We start from the raw sequence: 17,545 nt of genomic DNA on the forward strand, positions 1-17,545 counted from the left end.
CATCATGGGGGCATGAGCGAGCAGCGCAGCCTCCGGTGGGGCGTCCTCGGCCCCGGCCGCATCGCGGCGAACGTGGCCAAAGACTTCGGGAACGTCGCGCGGGGCGAGATCGTCGCCGTCGGATCGCGCGATCTGGATCGGGCCGCCGCGTTCGCCGCCGAGCACGCGCCCGCCGCCCGCGCCCACGGCTCCTACGCCGAGCTCCTGGCCGACGACGGCGTCGACGCCGTCTACATCGCCACCCCGCACGCGCAGCACGCCCGGCACGCGAGCGCGGCGATCGCCGCCGGCAAGGCGGTGCTGGTGGAGAAGTCCTTCACCGCCACCTACGACGCGGCCGAGCTGGTCGTGAACGCCGCGCGCGAGGCCGGCACGTTCGCGATGGAGGCCATGTGGACGAGGTTCCAGCCCGCCGTCGTCCGCCTGCGCGAGGTGATCGCCGACGGCGCGATCGGCGAGGTCAGGGCCGTCACCGCCGACCTGGGCGTGCGCCGCCCGTACGACCCAGCCGACCGGCTGTTCGACCTGGCGCTGGGCGGTGGGGCGCTGCTCGACCTCGGCGTCTACGTCGTCTCGTTCGCGCAGATGGTCCTCGGCCACCCCCGGTCGGTCTCGGCGCTCGGGTCGCTCGCGCCGAGCGGGGTCGATGCGGAGGCGGGGCTGCTCGTCGACTTCGGCCACGGCCGGACCGCCACGCTGCAGACCTCGTTCCGCTCGCCGTCGCCCGGCAACGCCCGCATCTACGGCACCGACGGCTGGATCGACGTCCCGCCGCGCTTTCACCACCCCGACCGCTTCGTGCTGCACCGCGCCGGCCACGACCCCGTCACGGAGGTCCACCCGCCCCGCGGCGCCGGCTACGCGCACGAGTTCGACGAGGTGGCGGACTGCATCGAGGGGAACCGGACCGAGTCCGCCGTGATGTCGCTGGCGGACACGCTGGTGGTGCAGCGCGTGCTGCAGGACGCGGCCGACCAGCTCGGCGTCGCGCTCCGCGACGAGCCGGTCGACCCGATCGACCCGCTCACGAAGGCCCACCGATGACCCTGCCCCTGGCCGCACCGCTGGCCCCGATGCTCGCGAAGAGCGTCCCGACCGTGCCGGGCCCGGACGTCGCCGGCGGCCCGTTCGCGTACGAGCCGAAGTGGGACGGTTTCCGAGCGATCGTCCTGGTGGACGACGGCGAGGTGGAGATCCTCTCGCGCAGCGGCAAGTCGATGACGCGCTACTTCCCCGACGTCGTCGAGGCCGCCCGCGCCGAGCTGCCCGCCCGCGTGGTGGTCGACGGCGAGATCGTCCTCGCGCGCGGATCGCGCCTCGACTTCGAGCTGCTCGGGCAGCGCATCCACCCCGCGGACTCCCGCGTCCGGATGCTGGCCGAGCACGCCCCCGCCAACCTCGTGGTGTTCGACGTGCTGGCGCTGGGCGACGACGTCGTGATGGACCGTTCGCTCGCCGAGCGGATCGAGGTGCTCGACGGCCTCGGCCTCGTCGGCCCGCGCGTCCACGCCACGCCGCGCACGCTGGACGCCGCCCTCGCCCGCGAGTGGCTCGGGGTGTTCGAGGGCGCGGGGCTCGACGGCGTGATGGCGAAGCCGCTGGGCGCCCCGTACGCCCCCGGCAAGCGCACGATGCTGAAGATCAAGCACGCCCGCACGGCCGACGTCGTGCTCGCCGGCTACCGCGAGCACAAGGCCTCCACGCCCGAGGAGCCACTGGTCGGCTCGCTCCTGCTTGGTCTGTACGACGACGGCGGGGCGCTCCAGTTCGTCGGCGTCTCGGCGTCGTTCCCGATGGCCCGCCGCGCCGAGCTCGTCGCGGAGCTGGCCCCGCTCGTCGTCGACACCGCCGACCGGGAGGCCGCCGAGACTCATCCGTGGGCGACGTGGTCCGACCCCGCCGACGCCGGCAAGCGGCAGCCGGGGGCGCAGTCGCGCTGGTCGGCCGGCAAGGACCTGAGCTTCACGCCGCTGCGCCCCGAGCGCGTGCTCGAGGTCGGGTACGACCACATGGAGGGCAGCCGGTTCAGGCACACCACGCAGCTCAAGCGGTGGCGCCCGGACCGCGAACCGCTCTCGTGCACCTACGAGCAGCTCGAGGAGCCGGTCGGCTACGACCTGTCGGAGCTGCTGCCGGGGGCGCCCGCCGCGCCGGAGTCGTTCACCGGATCGTTGGACTCGTGACGCGGGTCGCGACGTCGGCCGCCGAGCTGGCGGAGCTCGACGAGTCGGGTCTCGCGCTCTGCTGGGAGGGACTGCCGGAGGGCGAGGAGGCCTCGTTCCTCGGCGCGCTCGCCGGGATGCTGGAGAAGCCCGAGCTGCGTGAGGCGGAGGTGGTGATCGTGCCGGGCGCGCTGATGAACGCCACGTACGGCCTCACGGGTGAGAACGCCTACCCGGACGGCCTGCGCATCGCCACCGTCACGGTGCCGCAGGACGTCCGCGCGCTCGTGCCCGTGCTGTCGCCGCGTGGTCTGCGGTTCTTCGACAACCTGGTGACGAACAACGCGCGCGAGCAGCATCGGCTCGACGGCGGGGGCGCGCCTGCCTGAGGTCGCCCGAGGTCGCTCGGGCGACCGCGCTCAGGCGTGCAGCGACGCCTTGAGCTGCGTCAGCAGCCACTCCACCTCGTCGTGCGTGATGACCAGCGGCGGCGCTAGCCGGAGCGTCCGGGTGTGCGTGTCCTTGGCCAGCACGCCCCGCTCCATCAGGCGCAGCGCGACGTCGCGCGCCGTGCCGACCGCCGGATCGATGTCGACGCCGGCCCACAGCCCGCGGCCGCGCACCGCCGTCACGCCCGAGCCTACGAGCCCGCGCAGGCCCGCGTGCAGCCGCGCGCCGAGCACGCGCGAGCGCTCCTGGTACTCGCCCGTGCGCAGGAGGCGGACGACCGCCGTCGCGACCGCCGCGGCCAGCGGGTTCCCCCCGAACGTCGACCCGTGCGTGCCGGGTGTCAGCACGCCCAGGACGTCGGCGTTGCCGACCACGGCCGAGACGGGCACGATCCCGCCGCCGAGCGCCTTGCCGAGCAGGTAGAGGTCGGGTTCGACGCCGTCGTGATCGATCGCGAAGGTGTCGCCCGTGCGGCCGAGGCCGGACTGGATCTCGTCGGCGATCAGCAGCACGCCGCGCTCGGCGGTGAGGGCGCGGACGCGCGTGAAGTAGTCCGGCGGCGGCACGACGACGCCGGCCTCGCCCTGGATCGACTCCAGCAGCACCGCGGCCGTGGAGTCGGTGAGCGCCGCGGCGAGGGCGTCGGCATCGCCGTAGGGGACCGTGACGAAGCCGGGGGTGAAGGGGCCGTAGCCGTCGCGGGCGACGGGGTCGTCGGAGAAGCTGACGATCGTCGTCGTGCGGCCGTGGAAGTTGCCGCTCGCGACGACGATCTCCGGCGTGGAGATGCCCCGCACCTCGTGCGCGTGCTTGCGCGCCACCTTGATCGCGGTCTCGACGGCCTCGGCGCCGGTGTTCATCGGCACGACCATGTCCTTGCCGGCGAGCGCAGCGAGCTCCGTGACGAACTCGGCCATCCGGTCGTGGTGGAAGGCCCGGGAGGTGAGCGTGAGCCGGTCGAGCTGCGCGTGCGCGGCCTCGAGGAGGTCGGGGTGGCCGTGCCCGAAGTTCACGGCGGAGTAGGCGGCGAGACAGTCGAGGTAGCGGCGGCCGTCGACGTCCGTGACCCAGGCGCCGTCGCCGCGCGCGATGACGACGTCGAGCGGGTGGTAGTTGTGCGCGGCGTGGGCGTCGATCGCGGCGATCTGCTCGGCCGCGGGGGAGCCGGCGGAGACGGCGGGGGTCTCGGTGGGCGTGTCGGTCGGGGTGTCGACGGTCATCGTCGTCCTCCTAGCTCGTGGTGGGTGCGGGGCGCAGCTCGAGCGTGCAGCACTTGATGCCGCCGCCGCCCTTGAGGAGCTCGGACAGGTCGACCGGCACCGGGTGGTAGCCGGCCGCCTCGAGCGCCGCGATGAAGTCGCTCGCCTGCGAGGCGACGACGACGTTGTGGCCGTCGGACACGGCGTTCAGCCCGAACACCTTGGCGTCCTCGAGGCTGACGTGGATCGCACCGGGGTAGAGCTCCTGCAGGCGGGCCTGGCTCGCGGGCGAGAAGGCCTGCGGCAGGTAGGCGACGTTGTCGTCGTCGAGCACGGCCAGGGCGGTGTCGATGTGGTAGAACCGCGGGTCCACCAGCTCGACCGTGACGACCTCGAGGCCCGTGACCTCGGCGAGCTCGGCGTGGGAGGCGAGGTCGGACCGGAAGCCCGTGCCGGCGATCATCCGGCGTCCCACGGTCAGGAAGTCGCCCTCGCCCTCGTTGATCGCGACGGCGTCGGTCACGGCGATCCCGTCGGCCCGCAGCCAGTCGGCGTACAGCTGGGCCTCGGCGCGGCGCTGCTCGTAGTGGAAGCTGACCGCGAGGGCCTTGCCGTCCACGACCGTGGCGCCGTTGGCGGCGAACACCATGTCGGGCAGGCCGGGGGCGCCCTCGATGACCTCGACGTCGTGCCCGAGACCGAGGTAGGTGGCCCGCAGGTTCTCCCACTGCGAGGTCACGAGCGCGTGGTCCACCGGGACCTCGGGGTGCATCCAGGGGTTGATCGTGTAGACGACGTCGAAGTAGGTCGGCCGGCACATCAGGTAGCGGCGCTTCACGGCGGTGCGTGCGGGCGCCTGCGGGCGTGCGGGCGTGGCTGCGACGTCGGTGGTCATGTGTCTCCTCGGGGCGGTCGCTGGTTCGCCTCTACGGTCGCACCTCGTGGTCGGTGCGGCAATCGTCGTGGCTTGCGTGTCGGCGCAACGGATCGACGCGCGAGCGGTTGTCGACGGTGATCCGTTGTGCGGTCCCGGCTAGGGTGGCGGGATGGACTCCCTCGACCAGCAGATCCTCGCCGAGCTGACCGTCGACGGGCGCGCGACCTATGCGACGATCGGCGGCGTCGTCGGGCTGTCGGCCCCGGCCGTGAAGCGGCGCGTGGACCGTCTGCTCGACGACGGCGTGATCGGCCACTTCACCGCCGTCGTGGATCCGACGGCCCTCGGGTGGGGGATCGAGGCGCTGATCGACGTCTACTGCCAGGGCCGGATCGCGCCGGGGGACCTGCGCGCCGCGTGGGAGCCGATCCCCGAGGTGGTGCAGGCGAGCACCGTGGCGGGGGGCGCCGACGCGGTGCTGCGGGTGCGGGCGCGCGACGTCGCCCACCTGGAGGAGACGCTGGAGCGGATTCGCGAGTCGGCCGCGATCGAGCGGACGGAGTCGACCATCGTGCTGTCGCGGCTGATCGAGCGCGGCTGACCGAGCGCGGCTGATCGAGCGCGAGCGGGCAGCGCGACGGCGCCCGTCCGAGCGGGGCTCGGGCCGGGCGCCGTCGGTGGTGCATGCGGCTGACGCGGTGCGTCAGATGCTGTAGCCGCTCTGGCTGGTGCCGTGGTTGCTGTCCGTGGCGGCGGGGTCGATCGGGTCGACGGCCACGACGGGCTCGGCCGACGTGGCAGCAGCCTCGGTCGGCTTCTCGGGGCCGCGGACGACGCCGACCGTCACCGAGGTGACGAGCGCGGCGATCGCGCCGACGGCGACGAGCACGGGCGCGAACACGGCGGCGACGGCCGTGACGGCCAGGCCGGCGTTCAGAGGGAGCTCGAGGAGGGTGCGGCCGTCGTCGTTGGTGATGGTGATGCGGCGGACGTTGCCCTCGTTGATGAGCTCGCGGACCTTGGCGAGGAGGTTCTCGCCCGAGACCTTGAACTCCTCGGTCCGGGTGCGGCCCTCGGCGGCGGGCTGCTCGGCGTTCGGCTGGGCAGGCTGCTCGGCGTGGGGCTCGGACGTGTGGTGGTCGGTGCCGTACTCGTGCGTCATCTCTGATCTCCGTCTCCTCGACGCGACCCCCGCGCCGATCTGGGTTCCATCCTGCGCCCGCGGGTCCGGCCGTGGGTATCCGGATTCCCCCCGACCCGACCCTGGTCTTCCGGGGTCGGGGTCCACCCGGAGGGTGACGCGGGCGGGAACGCCCCCGTGACGCTCCGGGAGGTCCCCGGTGGTGCCCGGGGTCGTCCGGTTGTGCGCGCGTTCTGTCGCCTCCTTGCGGCCGAAGCGACGGAACGTGCGCCCAGACGTCCGCAGAAGGGGATGGCCCCTGGAGGGGGTTGGCGCGGACGACCGCCGGGTCGCCCGCCACCCTCGGTGTGCACGGATGGTCGAGATCATCCTTCGCTGTGCACCGGTGGTCGCCTCGGCGGCGGGGCCGTGGCCATCGCTGCACAGCGGGCGTCGGCTGCCGGGCGCCGGGCCCTGCCGGCCAACCGCGAACCGCCGGCCGCCGGGCCCGGCCGGTCAGTCCTTCTTCGCGCGGCTCGGCTGCACCCGCAGCGGCTCGCCCGGCATCTTCGGGTACTCGGGCGGGTAGGGCGCCTCGCCCAGACCGTGGTCGCGCTCGTCGCGGTCGGCCCACTCCAGCAGCGTCTCCAGACCGCCCACGGTGCCGTCCGCGATGCCCGCGGCCGAGGTGTTGGCACCGGCGAACAGGTCACCGACCTCGGCGAACCTGGCCGGCATGGTCCGCACGGTGAAGTCGTCGGGGGTCACCTCGGCGACCTCCTCCCAGCGCAGCGGTGCCGAGACCGTCGCGCGGGCGTTCGCCCGGATCGAGTATGCCGATGCGATGGTGCGGTCGCGCGCCATCTGGTTGTAGTCGATGAAGACCTTCTCCCCGCGCTCCTCCTTCCACCACTTCGTGGTGACAGCGCCGGGTGCCCGCCGCTCGATCTCGCGGGCGAGCGCGATCGTCGCCCGGCGTGCGGGGATGAACTCCCACTCCGCCCGGATCGGCGCGAACAGGTGCAGGCCGCGGCCGCCCGACGTCTTGGGGAAGAGCGTCAGCCCGGCCTCGGCCGCGACCTCGCGCACGAGCGGTGCGATCGCGGCGGCGTCGGAGTAGTCGGTCCCGGGCTGGGGATCGAGGTCGACGCGCAGCTGGTCGGGGCGGTCCACCCCACCGCGAGTCACCGGTCCGCCCGCGCCGTCCACCGTCTCCTCACCACGCCGCACCGGCCACGGGTGGAACGTCAGCGTGTTCTGCTGCACCGCCCACACGACCACCGCGAGCTCCGTGGGGCAGACCTCGTCCGCCCAGCGGCCGCTCGGGAACGCGATGCGCACGCTCTCGACCCACGCGGGCGCACCCTTCGGCACGCGCTTGGAGTAGAAGCCGTCGCCCTGGACGCCGGTCCGCGTCGTCAGCGCCATGCCCTCGCGGAAGCCGCCGGGCCACCGTTCGAGCGCGGTCGGGCGCTCCGCGAGTGCGCCGAGGATCCCGTCCCCGACCGCGATCACGTACTCCGCCACCTCGAGCTTCGTGATCCCGGAGGCGAAGACCTCCCTGGTGGGGGAGCTCAGGCGCACCTGGCGCCCGCGGACATCGAGCTGGAGCGCATCCGACGCTGGCATGCTCGTCACCCTAGTCTGGCCCGGTGACACGGGCACGGGTGGGTCAGGACGCGGTGGCGGTCGTCGTCGGCGGCGGCGTGATGGGCGCGGCGACGGCGTGGCGGCTCGCCCGCGACGGGCACGACGTGCTGCTCCTGGAGCGGTTCGCACCCGGTCACCACGAGGGGGCCTCGCACGGCGAGACCCGCAACTTCAACACCGCCTACGCCTCGACGCACTACCTCGACCTCGTGCAGCGCGCCCGCGCGCTGTGGGACGAGCTCGCGCGCGAGAGCGGTCAGGTGCTGCTCGACGACGTCGGCCTCGTCAACCACGGTGGCGGCGAGCGCCGCTGGGGCGCCACGCACGACGCGCTCCGTGCCCGCGGGCTCGCGGCCGAGTGGCTGAGCGCGCGGGCGGCGCACGACCGGTGGCCGGCGCTGCGGTTCGCCGGCGGCACGTCCACCGGACGCGACGTCCTGTGGGTGCCCTCCGGCGCACGCGTCCGGGCCGCCGTCGCCTGGCGCGCGATGCTCGACGGCGTCGAGCGCCACGGCGGGCGGGTGCGGCACGGCGTGCGGGTGCGCGCCGTCGTCCCGCTCGACGGCGGGGGTGTCCGGCTGGAGCTCGACGGCGAGACGTCCGACGGCGGCACGGACGCCACGATCCTCGCCCGCACCGTGGTCGTCACGGCCGGCGCGTGGACGACCTCGCTGGTCGGCGCCGTCGTGCCGCTGCCCGAGCTCGTGGTGACGCAGGAGCAGCCCGCCCACTTCGCCCTGGCCACGACGGGCGCGGGCGACGTCGCGCGCGTCGACGCGATGCCCGGCTTCAACCACGCGCCCGACCCCGAGCGCCCGCTGGACCGCTACTTCAGGTCGGACGTCTACGGCATGGCCACGCCCGGCGAGGGCATCAAGGCGGGGTGGCACGGCGTCGGCCCGGTGGCCGACCCCGATGCGCGGACCTACCGGCCCGAACCGGACCAGCTCGCCGACCTGCGCCGGTACGCGCGGGAGTGGCTGCCCGGCGTCGACGCCGACGCCGCGGTCCCGATCAGCTGCACCTACACCTCCACGGCGAGCACCGACTTCGTCCTCGACCGGCACGGCGACGTCGTGGTCGGGGCCGGGTTCTCGGGGCACGGCTACAAGTTCGCGCCCGCCGTGGGGGAGGCGCTCGCGGCTCTCGCGACGGGCGACGGCGTCGCCTCCGCCCGGGCCGCCCTCCCGTTCCGGTTCGGCCCCGGCAGGGCCGTGGCGACCGGGACGCCCACCGGCTTCGGCACCTGAGCGAGGCGCCTCACGCCTCGAAGTCGGCCGACAGCGCGACGGCGAGCTCGATGTCCTGCGGCTGCAGCTCGAGGGTGGCGCCGCCGTCGTCGAACGCGCTGGCCCGCATCGCCCGGAGGCGCGGTTCGCCGCCCCCGATCGGTGCGCCGGGTCCGGGTCGCAGCCCGTCCTCCCAGAGGGAGGTCAGGCGCGGGGTCGGCAGTCCGAGCGCGGCGGTGTAGGCCGCGGCACGTGCGACGGCGTCGCGCGCCGCACGGGCCCGCAGGTCGTCGACGACCGTGGCCCGCGTCGCCTCGGTCAGGCTCCAGGAGATGCGGTCGAGGGTGACGTCCTCGCGCCCGGCGACGTCCAGGCACCACGCGCCCAGCGCGGCGAAGTCGCGGAACCGCACCTGCACCCTGGCCTGGGCGCGGAACCGACGGATCCGCTTCTGGCCGCCCGAGCGACCGCCGTCGACCCACTCGTCGTAGGTGCCGGTGGTGACGTCGGCCGCCTCCCACGCGGTCGCGGCGCCCGAGGCGACCGCCTCCTTGGCCTCGGCCACGAGCTCGGCGTGGCGTGCGACAGCGCGGCCGACGACGTCGGTCCGCTCGGCTCCGCTGGCCTCGACGCGGACGGCGGCGGTGCCCCGCTCGGCGGGGACGCGCGCTGAGGCGTCCCCGGTGACGGCGATCTGGACCATGACGACCTCCGGGTGGTGACGGGTGAGCGGGGCTCCAGCATCGCACCGGCGCGCGGGCGACGCCGCAGGAGCGCCTTGATGAAGAGTTAACCTGGGTTAAGTTCTGCTCAGCGCGGGTCCATCGCGATCAAGCGCGAGATTGCCCGACCGCGTCAGCCCCTTTTATGTTTCTGACCATATTCGACGGCCGCGGGGGCCGCTCGGGTACGAGTGAGGCCGGAGAGGTGGACGGCGCGCGATCGAGCCGGGGGCGCATGCACGCCCTGCTCCGAGGGGGCCGATCGCGCGCGTCGCCTCTCCGGTCCTTCTCCCGTCCCGTCAGGGGCGGCGCGGTGCGGCGCGCGCGAACCGCTCGGAGAGGGTGACGAGCGCGTCGGCGAGCTCGGGCGGACCGAGCACCTCCAGGGCGGCGTCGAAACGCCCCAGCTCCGCGGCGAGCGCGATCCAGGACCACGAGCCGGAGCGCAGGTGCGTCCGCTCCGGGGTCATCTCGCGCGCTGCGCCGTCCGCGACGAACGGCAGCACGCGCCGCAGCGGAAGGTCCAGGACCACCTCGCCCCAGCACGGCCACGAGTCCGTCACCTGCCCGCCCTCGCTCGGTGCGCCCCGGAACCGGGCGCCGACCCACGCGCCGACGTCACCGCCGGGGATCTCGCGAGGGCCGAAGCGTGGTCCGGTCGGGGACCTCGGGGTGAGACGGTCGAGACGGAGCGTGTGCCAGTCCCGGCGGTCCAGGTCCCACGCCACCAGGTACCAGCGGCCCTCGTGGGTGACGACGTGGTGGGGCTCCACCCGCCGGGGCGGTGGTGGCGCGGCGCCCGGGTCGCCGCTGCCGGCCCGGTCGCCTTCGGGCGAGTCGTAGTCCAGCCGCAGCACTTCGCGCGCCCGCACGGCGGCGCTCACCGCGGTCAGCGCGTCGGGGTCGACGGCGGGGGCGCCGTCGCGGCGGGGGAGCGGCGTCACCTCGACGGCGTCGATCCGGTGGCGCAGCCGGGCCGGCATCAACTGGCGGACGGCGCGCATGGCGCGCGCGGCGTCGTCGCCGATCTCGACACCGCTCACCGCGGCCATCCGCAGCGCGACGGCGACGGCGACCGCCTGCTCGTCGTCGAACAGCAGGGGTGGGAGGTCGGCCCCGGCCTCGAGGCGGTAGCCGCCGTCGGGCCCCATGAGCGGTGTGACGCGGTAGCCCAGGGTGCGGAGCCGGTCGACGTCGCGGCGCACCGTCCGGTCGCTGACCGCGAGCCGCCGGGCCAGCTCCGGCCCCGCCCAGTCGCGTCGGGTCTGGAGCAGCGACAGCAGCAGGAGCGTGCGGGAGGAGGGTGCCGACATGAGGCTCACAGTGCTCGGGGTGCAGGACAGGAACTGACCGCTACTGCCGACACGGTAGTCACGTCAGCACCGCACCGCACCGCCCCTCCCGGGGCGCACCACGAGGAGATCCCATGAGCCTGAACGTCACCCCCCACCTGAACTTCCGCGGCGACGCCCGCGCTGCGCTCGAGCACTACCGCGACGCGTTCGGCGGCGACCTCGTCGTCTCGACCCACGGTGAGGCCGGCCCCGTCGCCGACCCGGGCGACGCCGACCTCGTGATCTGGGGCCAGGTCACCGCGCCGAGCGGTTTCCGGGTCATGGCCTTCGACGTGCCCGCGGCACGCCCGTTCGCTCGCGGCGAGCAGTCGTTCTTCGTCTCGGTCCGGGCCGACGACGCCGACGAGCTCACCACCGCGTGGTCGACGCTGGTCGAGGGCGGGACGGTGCTGGTGGACCTCGCGCCGTCGCCGTGGTCACCGCTGTACGGCATGGCCGTGGACCGGTTCGGCGTCACGTGGGTGCTGGACGTCGCCGTCGATCAGCGCGTCAGGTGGTCAGGCTGCTCAGGCCTCCCCGTGGTGGTACCGGAAGAGGAACGCGGCCATCGCGTCGCGGTTGACCGGATTCAGCGGACGGTAGAGGGACGTGCCGTCGTTCCCGGTCCAGCCGGTCGTGATGCCCTCCTCGAACAACCAGGTGATCTCCGCGTAGAACTGGGTGGCGGGGGTCAGGTCGCTGAACGGGGAGGTGGTGGGCGCCGTGTGCGTCGGTGAGCCGTCGAGGCGGTAGAGGAACGCCGCCATGGCGTCACGCGCGATCGGCTCGAGCGGACGGAACTGCGCCGTGCCGTCGGCCTGCACCCAGCCGGTGGTGACCTTCTGCTCGGCGAGCCAGGTGATCTCCTTGTAGAACTGGTTGCTCGGGTCGACGTCGGTGAACGGCGAGACCGCGGGCGCCTGGAAGTCCGGGGAACCCTGCTGACGATAGAGGAACGCCGCCATCGCATCGCGCGCGATCGGCTGCACCGGCCGGAACTCGCGGGTCCCGTCGGCATTCACCCAGCCCGTGGAGATCCCGGCGCTCGCGAGCCAGCTGATCTCGTCGTAGAACAGGTCTCCCACCGTCACGTCCACGAACGAGATCGGCTCCGGGCCGGGGGTGTCGGTGACGTCGAGCACGAACGGGGCGATGCCGATCCAGTCGACGTCGGGGGCCACGGCGTAGCCCTCGAGGACGATCTGGTCCTGCTGTCCCGTGCGCTCGTCGATGACGAGCGTCTCGCGCGTGTTGCCGAACGTGACCGCACCGGCGTCGGTGGCCAGGTCGAGCGGCATCACGGCCTCCCAGAAGTTCGTGGCGGTGTAGGTGTAGCGGAACGTCGAACGCCCCGCCAGCCCGTCGCTGCCCTCCTCGGTGGCCTGCAGCCCGAGGTCGACGACCTGCGGGTTGTAGTCGTGCGTGCCCTCGATGTCGTCGTTGGAGAAGTGCACGACGACGTTGTAGGAGCCCGCACGGTCGAAGCCGTCGCCGCGCGGCAGGGTCATGGTGCCCTCGTTCGCGGCGACCGCGTCGGTGATGCCGAGACCGGTGACGTAGCCGGAGCCGCTGCCGTTGGTGAGCTGGTCACCGAACCCGGTGACCGCGGCCGTCCCGTCCAGCGCGAGGTCCTCGGCCTGGACCCGGACGATCGCTGCGTCACCCTCGACGGCCCGCGTGCTGCGGACCGAGGAGACGGTCGCGCCACCGGTGCTGCGCAGCTCGATCTCCGAGATGCCCTCCGGCAGGTGAACTCGCACGCGGGTCTCCTCGCCGGTCAGCGTCGTGGCGACGCGCCCGTCCACGGTGATCTCGACGTCCGTCCCCGTCCACCCGAGGTCGAGGTCGTGGTAGCCCGACTCGAACGCGGAGACGTAGAGGTCGGCGCGCTCGCCGGCGACCAGCGTCGCCGCCGCGCCCGTCAGGGCGGCCCCGTCGAACAGGCGGAACGTCGTGGCCGGGTGGAGCGCGGTCTGACCGTTCACGTCGTCGCCGAGGCGGACGAGCTCGAACCGGTCGAGGGTGACCCCGCCCTCGAGGGCGGCCCCGGGCAGTGCCGTCGTCCCGTCCTGGCTCGTGCGGAGGCTGAGGGTGTGCTCACCGGCCGCCAGCGACAGCTCGACCGAGGTGGTGCCCCGGGCGACCGAGCGGACGTTGCTCGGTCGGACGGCGTTGGCGCCGTACTGCACGACGTCGGCGAACGCGTCGTCCACGAACACGGCGTGCTGCGCCTGGCGGCCCGGGGTGGCACCCAGGATCGTGAACCGGTACAGCCCGGCCTCCTCGACCGTGACGTCCCAGTCGGCACGCGAGGTCGCTGCGTCGAAGCCCTCGACGTCACGTTCGCCCGAGGCGCGGTAGCCACCCGGCTGACGGACGCGGGCGTCGGTGAGGTCGAGGTTCTCGACCTCGGCCACCACGCGCGGGTGCGCCGGGAGCTCGTCGCCGACGACCCGGTCGGTCGCCGGGGTGACGATGACCTGGTACGCGCTCGAGGCGTTGGTGGACGGGATGCGGACCGTGGCGGAACCGCCGGTGACCGCGAGGGCGTCGTAGGCCGCGACGAGCGGCGGGGTGTCCGCCACGCCGTCGGTCCCGTTGACGAGGTTCTCGCGGATCTCGACGTCGACCGCCGTGCCGAACACGTCGGCGGGCAGGTTGCGCAGCACGAGCGAGCCGTCGCGGTCGGCGGCGATCCCGGCGACGACGACCTGGGCGCGGGCGTTGTCGGTGTCGACGGCGGCGATCGCCTTCTCCTGGTTCGTCGTCACGCGGACCGTCTGCGAACCGGTGAGGTCGGCGTACCACTTGAAGAGCCACCAGCCACCGTTCGCGGCGTTCACCTTGGCCTGGTTGTCCGACATGGTGCCGGACGCGGTCCAGTAGGCGGTCTGGGCGTCGATCTTGGCGGCCTCCATGCTGGCGAACCAGCGCAGGAGGTTCGCGGGCGAGCTCATGTCGGTGCTCGCGCCCCACTCGGTGATGTTGATCTCCGGGATCTCCTCCTGGGTGAGGCCGAGGTCGCGGGCGTACTGCTGGAAGAGCCCGACCCTCGTGGGCATCCACTGGTAGCCGCCGAGCTCGTGCCAGACGTAGACGTCGGGCACCGTGTCGGTCTCGATGGCCATCTCGAGGAACGCCTTGATGTTGCCCTCGCCCCGCCACCCGGCGTCACCGGGTCCCGCGATGCGCGGCCGCTCGAGACCGTTCCGGGCGTAGACGTCGGTGATGACGTTCCACGCAGCGACCCAGTCCGTCGCGCCGTCGGGCGTGAAGCTGCCGGGCTGGCCGCCCTGGTGCATGAACAGGTCGTAGTCGTTGCCGCGGCTGAGCCACTGCAGGTCGACCTCGTTGAACGGGATGTAGACGTAGTCCTCGGCGCGCTCGGAGGTGGAGGCGATCTCCTCGGTCACGATCTCGAGGACCTCGAGGTAGTCCCAGACGCCGTTGCCGCCGGCGGCGCGCTCACCCGTGAGGAGGCCGTCGCCGTCGCGCTCGTAGGTCCAGTCGTCACCGGGGCGGATGCCGCGGTTGTACGGCCAGTCGGGGTAGTAGTCCTGCGTGTAGACGTACAGGTCCTCGCCGTACTTGTCGAAGAAGGTGTCCTCGATCTGGAAGGCGTCGCCGCCCGGGTGCTGCGTGCCGAACGGCGGCTTCTGCGACACGTTGGTCATGCCGGAGCCGTTGACGAGCGCCTGCGTCGGTGAGGCCTCGTCGCCCAGGCCGTACAGGGTGCCCGTGGCGCCGCCGCGGAAGTCCCCGGTGACCTGACCGAAGTCGGCGACGACCTCCTCGGTAGCGCGGTCGGTGACCGTGACGGTGGTGGTGAGGGCCTCGTCGCGACCGGCGATGCTGCCGGTCGCGGTGAACGTCCGTCCGCCGGTGGCGTAGTTGCTCGGCGGCACGAACTCCCAGGTGATGGCGACCTCGCTGGTCAGCCCGCTCTCGCGGGTGACCTCGACCGTCGCGGGCAGCGCAGGGGCGACCCCCGCCGGCGTCGAGACGTCCCACTGCGTCCGTGCGACCGAGACGATCGGACCGACCTCGTCGAGGAAGAGCTGGCCGACCTGCTCACCGCTGAGCGCGGAGGTGTGGATCGCGAAGTCGTCGAGCTCGCCGCCGAAGAGCGCGGCCCACTGGCTGGCCCACGGCACGCGACCGATGAGACCGGACCGGGTGCTGCCGGAGGCGGCGAGCTTCTCGAAGTCGAGGTCCACCGACTGCCGGCTGACGAGCTCGCCGTTGATGTAGTACCAGAGCGAGTCGCCGTCGGCGACGGAGGCGATGTGCGTCCAGGTGTTCGCCGAGAGCGGGGCCTGGTTGACGGCCTTCACCTCGCTGCCGGAGTTCGCGGCAGCCTTGGACTGACCGCCCTCGTCGGGCACGTGGTAGAGGCCCCAGTTGTCGGCCGGCAGCGCATCGCTGCCGACGATGTAGGTCCACGGCAGCTGGCCCGCGTTCCGGCCGTCCCACTTCACCCAGGTCGAGACCGTCATCGCGTCGACGTCCTCGAAGAGGCCGGGCGGGATGTCCAGGTGGGGTGTGGTGCTGACCGACTGGCCCTGGGGGCCGCCGGGGAAGAGGCCGGTCGCGCCGTCGTCGCCGAACGGGCTGGTGCCGCGCGGCAGCGTCGAGCCGCCGCGCACCCTGGCGTCGAACGCGTTGCCGAGCGTGCCCTCGTTGGCGACGGTGGCGGCGCCGGGGGCGTCGTCGAACGTGTAGAGGATCGCCGGCGCGGGGACGGGCTCGACGGCGGGCGCGGCCGAGGCCGCGGTCGCGGTGAGGGCGAGAGGTGCGGCGGTGAGGGACGCCAGGAGGAGCGTCAGTGATCGTCGGACGGGTGCTGGTCGTGCGGTCATCGGTGTCTCTCCGTTGAGGTGGTGTCGATGGGGCGAGGGCACAACGGGGCAGGGGTCGGCGAGCCTCCTCGGGCTTGACGGGTGGGTGCGGACGCGACTACTTCACGGCGCCCGAGGTGATGCCGGAGATGATCTTGCGCTGGGCCACGATGAAGACGACCAGCAGCGGCAGGCTCATCAGCACGACGTAGGTGAAGATCAGGTGCCAGTTGTTGAGGTAGAGACCGGCGCTGGCGACCTGGAAGAGGTTGAGCGGCAGCGTGTCCAACCGACCGCCGACCACGAAGAACGCGTAGAACACGTCGTTCCAGATGTACAGGCAGATGAGGATGGTCGCGGTCGCGATGGTCGGGACGAGCAGCGGCAGGATGATCGTCCCGAAGACGCGGACGGGCGAGGCGCCGTCGACCCGCGCCGCCTCCTCCAGCTCGTGGGGGATCGTCCGCACGAAGCCGGTCACGAAGAAGATGACGGTCGAGAGGTACATCCCGGTGTAGACGCCGATCATGCCGATCGCGGTACCGGCCAGGCCGAGCTGCCGCAGGAGCAGCACGATGGTGACGACCGCGGGCGGGAGCACGATCCCCGAGATCGCGAGCGCGTACAGCACGGCGACCGCGCGCCCGGAGCGACGGGCCAGGACCCAGGACGCCAGGGACCCCAGGGTCAGGACGGCCAGGACCGCCGGGACCATGATCAGGAGGCTGCCGAGGAACGCCGAGGGCAGGCGGCCCTGCTCCCACACGGCTGCGACGTTCTCCCACAGCTGCCATCGCGACGGCAGCGTGAGGTCGGGGTTCAGCGCCTCGGCCTGGGTCTTGCCTGCCGTGACGACGGCGATCCACAGCGGCGGCGCGATGACGAGCACGACGGCGAGGATCGCCACGAACGGCTGCAGCCGGCGCCACGGTCCGTGGTGGTCGTTGAGCCCGCGGCGCGTGGTCGGCGTGCCACCGGTCGGGGCGGGGGTGCGAGCGGTCGTGGTCACAGCACGTCCTCCCTCTTGCGCAGGGTCCGGATGACGGGGAAGGCCAGGACCATGACGACCAGGAAGAGCACCAGGCTCATGGTCGTGGCCTGGGCGAAGAGGCCCTGCCCGAAGGTCCGGAAGATGAAGATGTTGAGGAGCTCGGTGGTGCGGGCGGGGCCGCCGCCGGTGGTGGCCTGGACGATGTCGAAACCGTTCATCGAGCCGAGGAGCGCCGTCGCGACGTTGAACGTCACGGCCGGAGCCAGGAGCGGGAACCGGATGTCCCGGAAGGTGCGCCAGGCGGAGGAGCCGTCGAGCCGGGCCGCCTCGAGCACGTCCTCGCTGATCGTCTTCAGACCGGCCAGGTAGATCAGCATCGACAGGCCCATCCACTTCCACGCGTGGATGACGGCGACGACGACGAGCGTCCAGGTCGTCGAACCGAGCCACGGGATCGAGATCGTCGTGCCGAACACGGCGGACAGGACGCCGTTGAGGGCGCCGTCGGGCTTGAGGAACGCCTGGAAGATGTAACCCACGGCGAGTGCGGACATGACGACCGGGACGAAGAACATCACGCGGGCGAACCGGTTGACGCGGGTGTCGCGCTCGAGGAGGAGCGCGAGCAGGAGCCCGAAGACGTTCTGGAACACGGCCACGAGAACGGCGTAGACGATCGTGATGCGGAGCGAGGCGAGCAGCGTTCCCGAGGAGATCAGGTCGGCGAAGTTCTGCGTGCCGACGAAGGCGATCTCGCTCTTGAAGCTCGACCAGTCCGTGAGCGCGTAGATGAAGTTGAACAGCGTCGGGAGGAAGAAGAAGACGGCGAGCACCGCGAACGCCGGGACGAGGAACCACAGGGGGTGGTTGCCCCGGGCGCGGCGGGATCCTCCCGCTCCGGGTCGCCGCGTCGGCCGCGCCGTCGCGGACGGAGGGATCACGGGTCGTTCCTGGACGCTCGCACTCATCGCTG

General features: G+C 72.9%; 14 protein-coding genes and 1 pseudogene. 6 read left to right on the plus strand and 9 right to left on the minus strand.

The window, feature by feature from the left end; genetic code table 11:
• The first annotated feature begins 12 nt into the window (after positions 1–12).
• Genes SERN_RS07365 through SERN_RS07375 form a run of 3 tightly spaced genes read left to right on the plus strand, consistent with a single transcriptional unit; the run spans position 13 to position 2,551 of the window.
• A complete protein-coding gene (locus tag SERN_RS07365) occupies positions 13–1,044 on the plus strand; it encodes a Gfo/Idh/MocA family protein (RefSeq protein ID WP_135849456.1) in 1,032 nt (343 codons plus the stop codon).
• Complete coding sequence (locus SERN_RS07370) at positions 1,041–2,183, plus strand: ATP-dependent DNA ligase (RefSeq protein WP_135849457.1); 1,143 nt, start codon at positions 1,041–1,043, stop codon at positions 2,181–2,183. The genes SERN_RS07365 and SERN_RS07370 overlap by 4 nt, the downstream gene beginning before the upstream one ends.
• Positions 2,180–2,551: a hypothetical protein gene (locus SERN_RS07375; protein WP_135849458.1), complete on the plus strand. Its 372-nt coding sequence runs from the start codon at positions 2,180–2,182 to the stop codon at positions 2,549–2,551. Before SERN_RS07370 ends, SERN_RS07375 begins: the two co-directional genes overlap by 4 nt.
• Positions 2,552–2,581: 30 nt before the next feature.
• Here the strand turns inward: SERN_RS07375 and rocD are convergent, their stop codons facing one another.
• Together rocD and ddaH are read right to left on the minus strand one after the other, a co-directional pair.
• Positions 2,582–3,832, minus strand: coding sequence for an ornithine--oxo-acid transaminase (rocD, locus tag SERN_RS07380; protein ID WP_135849459.1), 1,251 nt, complete (start codon positions 3,830–3,832; stop codon positions 2,582–2,584).
• Positions 3,833–3,842: 10 nt separating this feature from the next.
• Positions 3,843–4,706, minus strand: coding sequence for a dimethylargininase (gene ddaH, locus SERN_RS07385; RefSeq protein WP_135849460.1), 864 nt, complete (start codon positions 4,704–4,706; stop codon positions 3,843–3,845).
• A gap of 151 nt (positions 4,707–4,857) precedes the next feature.
• Between ddaH and SERN_RS07390 the strand changes: the two genes are divergently transcribed.
• Positions 4,858–5,289 carry an Lrp/AsnC family transcriptional regulator gene (locus SERN_RS07390; RefSeq protein WP_135849461.1) on the plus strand — a complete coding sequence of 144 codons (432 nt, stop codon included), beginning with the start codon at positions 4,858–4,860 and terminating at the stop codon, positions 5,287–5,289.
• 102 nt (positions 5,290–5,391) lie between these two features.
• Here SERN_RS07390 and SERN_RS07395 read toward each other — a convergent pair whose 3' ends face one another.
• Positions 5,392–5,850, minus strand: coding sequence for a DUF4342 domain-containing protein (locus tag SERN_RS07395; RefSeq protein ID WP_135849462.1), 459 nt, complete (start codon positions 5,848–5,850; stop codon positions 5,392–5,394).
• A gap of 474 nt (positions 5,851–6,324) precedes the next feature.
• Complete coding sequence (locus SERN_RS07400; RefSeq protein WP_135849463.1) at positions 6,325–7,437, minus strand: DNA polymerase domain-containing protein; 1,113 nt, start codon at positions 7,435–7,437, stop codon at positions 6,325–6,327.
• Between the two features lie 23 nt (positions 7,438–7,460).
• Here SERN_RS07400 and SERN_RS07405 point away from each other — a divergent pair, with 23 nt between their 5' ends.
• Positions 7,461–8,708 carry an FAD-dependent oxidoreductase gene (locus SERN_RS07405; RefSeq protein WP_233251528.1) on the plus strand — a complete coding sequence of 416 codons (1,248 nt, stop codon included), beginning with the start codon at positions 7,461–7,463 and terminating at the stop codon, positions 8,706–8,708.
• A gap of 10 nt (positions 8,709–8,718) precedes the next feature.
• Here SERN_RS07405 and SERN_RS07410 read toward each other — a convergent pair whose 3' ends face one another.
• Positions 8,719–9,390 (minus strand): SIMPL domain-containing protein, encoded by a 672-nt coding sequence (locus SERN_RS07410; RefSeq protein ID WP_135849464.1) that lies wholly within the window; start codon positions 9,388–9,390, stop codon positions 8,719–8,721.
• Positions 9,391–9,708: 318 nt separating this feature from the next.
• Positions 9,709–10,722, minus strand: coding sequence for a helix-turn-helix transcriptional regulator (locus SERN_RS07415; RefSeq protein ID WP_135849465.1), 1,014 nt, complete (start codon positions 10,720–10,722; stop codon positions 9,709–9,711).
• A 113-nt stretch (positions 10,723–10,835) separates the two neighbouring features.
• Between SERN_RS07415 and SERN_RS07420 the strand changes: the two are divergent.
• Positions 10,836–11,216: pseudogene (locus SERN_RS07420) on the plus strand (VOC family protein); the annotation flags it as partial.
• Positions 11,217–11,270: 54 nt separating this feature from the next.
• On the opposite strand, the gene SERN_RS07425 reads toward SERN_RS07420, so the two are convergent.
• From SERN_RS07425 to SERN_RS07435, 3 genes are all read right to left on the minus strand, one after another.
• Positions 11,271–15,602, minus strand: a complete 4,332-nt coding sequence (locus tag SERN_RS07425; RefSeq protein ID WP_135849466.1) for a LamG-like jellyroll fold domain-containing protein — start codon at positions 15,600–15,602, stop codon at positions 11,271–11,273.
• A gap of 97 nt (positions 15,603–15,699) precedes the next feature.
• Complete coding sequence (locus SERN_RS07430; protein ID WP_135849467.1) at positions 15,700–16,590, minus strand: carbohydrate ABC transporter permease; 891 nt, start codon at positions 16,588–16,590, stop codon at positions 15,700–15,702.
• Positions 16,587–17,513, minus strand: coding sequence for a carbohydrate ABC transporter permease (locus SERN_RS07435; protein ID WP_233251529.1), 927 nt, complete (start codon positions 17,511–17,513; stop codon positions 16,587–16,589). Before SERN_RS07435 ends, SERN_RS07430 begins: the two co-directional genes overlap by 4 nt.
• Between the last annotated feature and the right edge of the window lie 32 nt (positions 17,514–17,545).

The sequence above is a fragment of the Serinibacter arcticus genome, assembly GCF_004786095.1.
Classification (GTDB): domain Bacteria; phylum Actinomycetota; class Actinomycetes; order Actinomycetales; family Beutenbergiaceae; genus Litorihabitans; species Litorihabitans arcticus.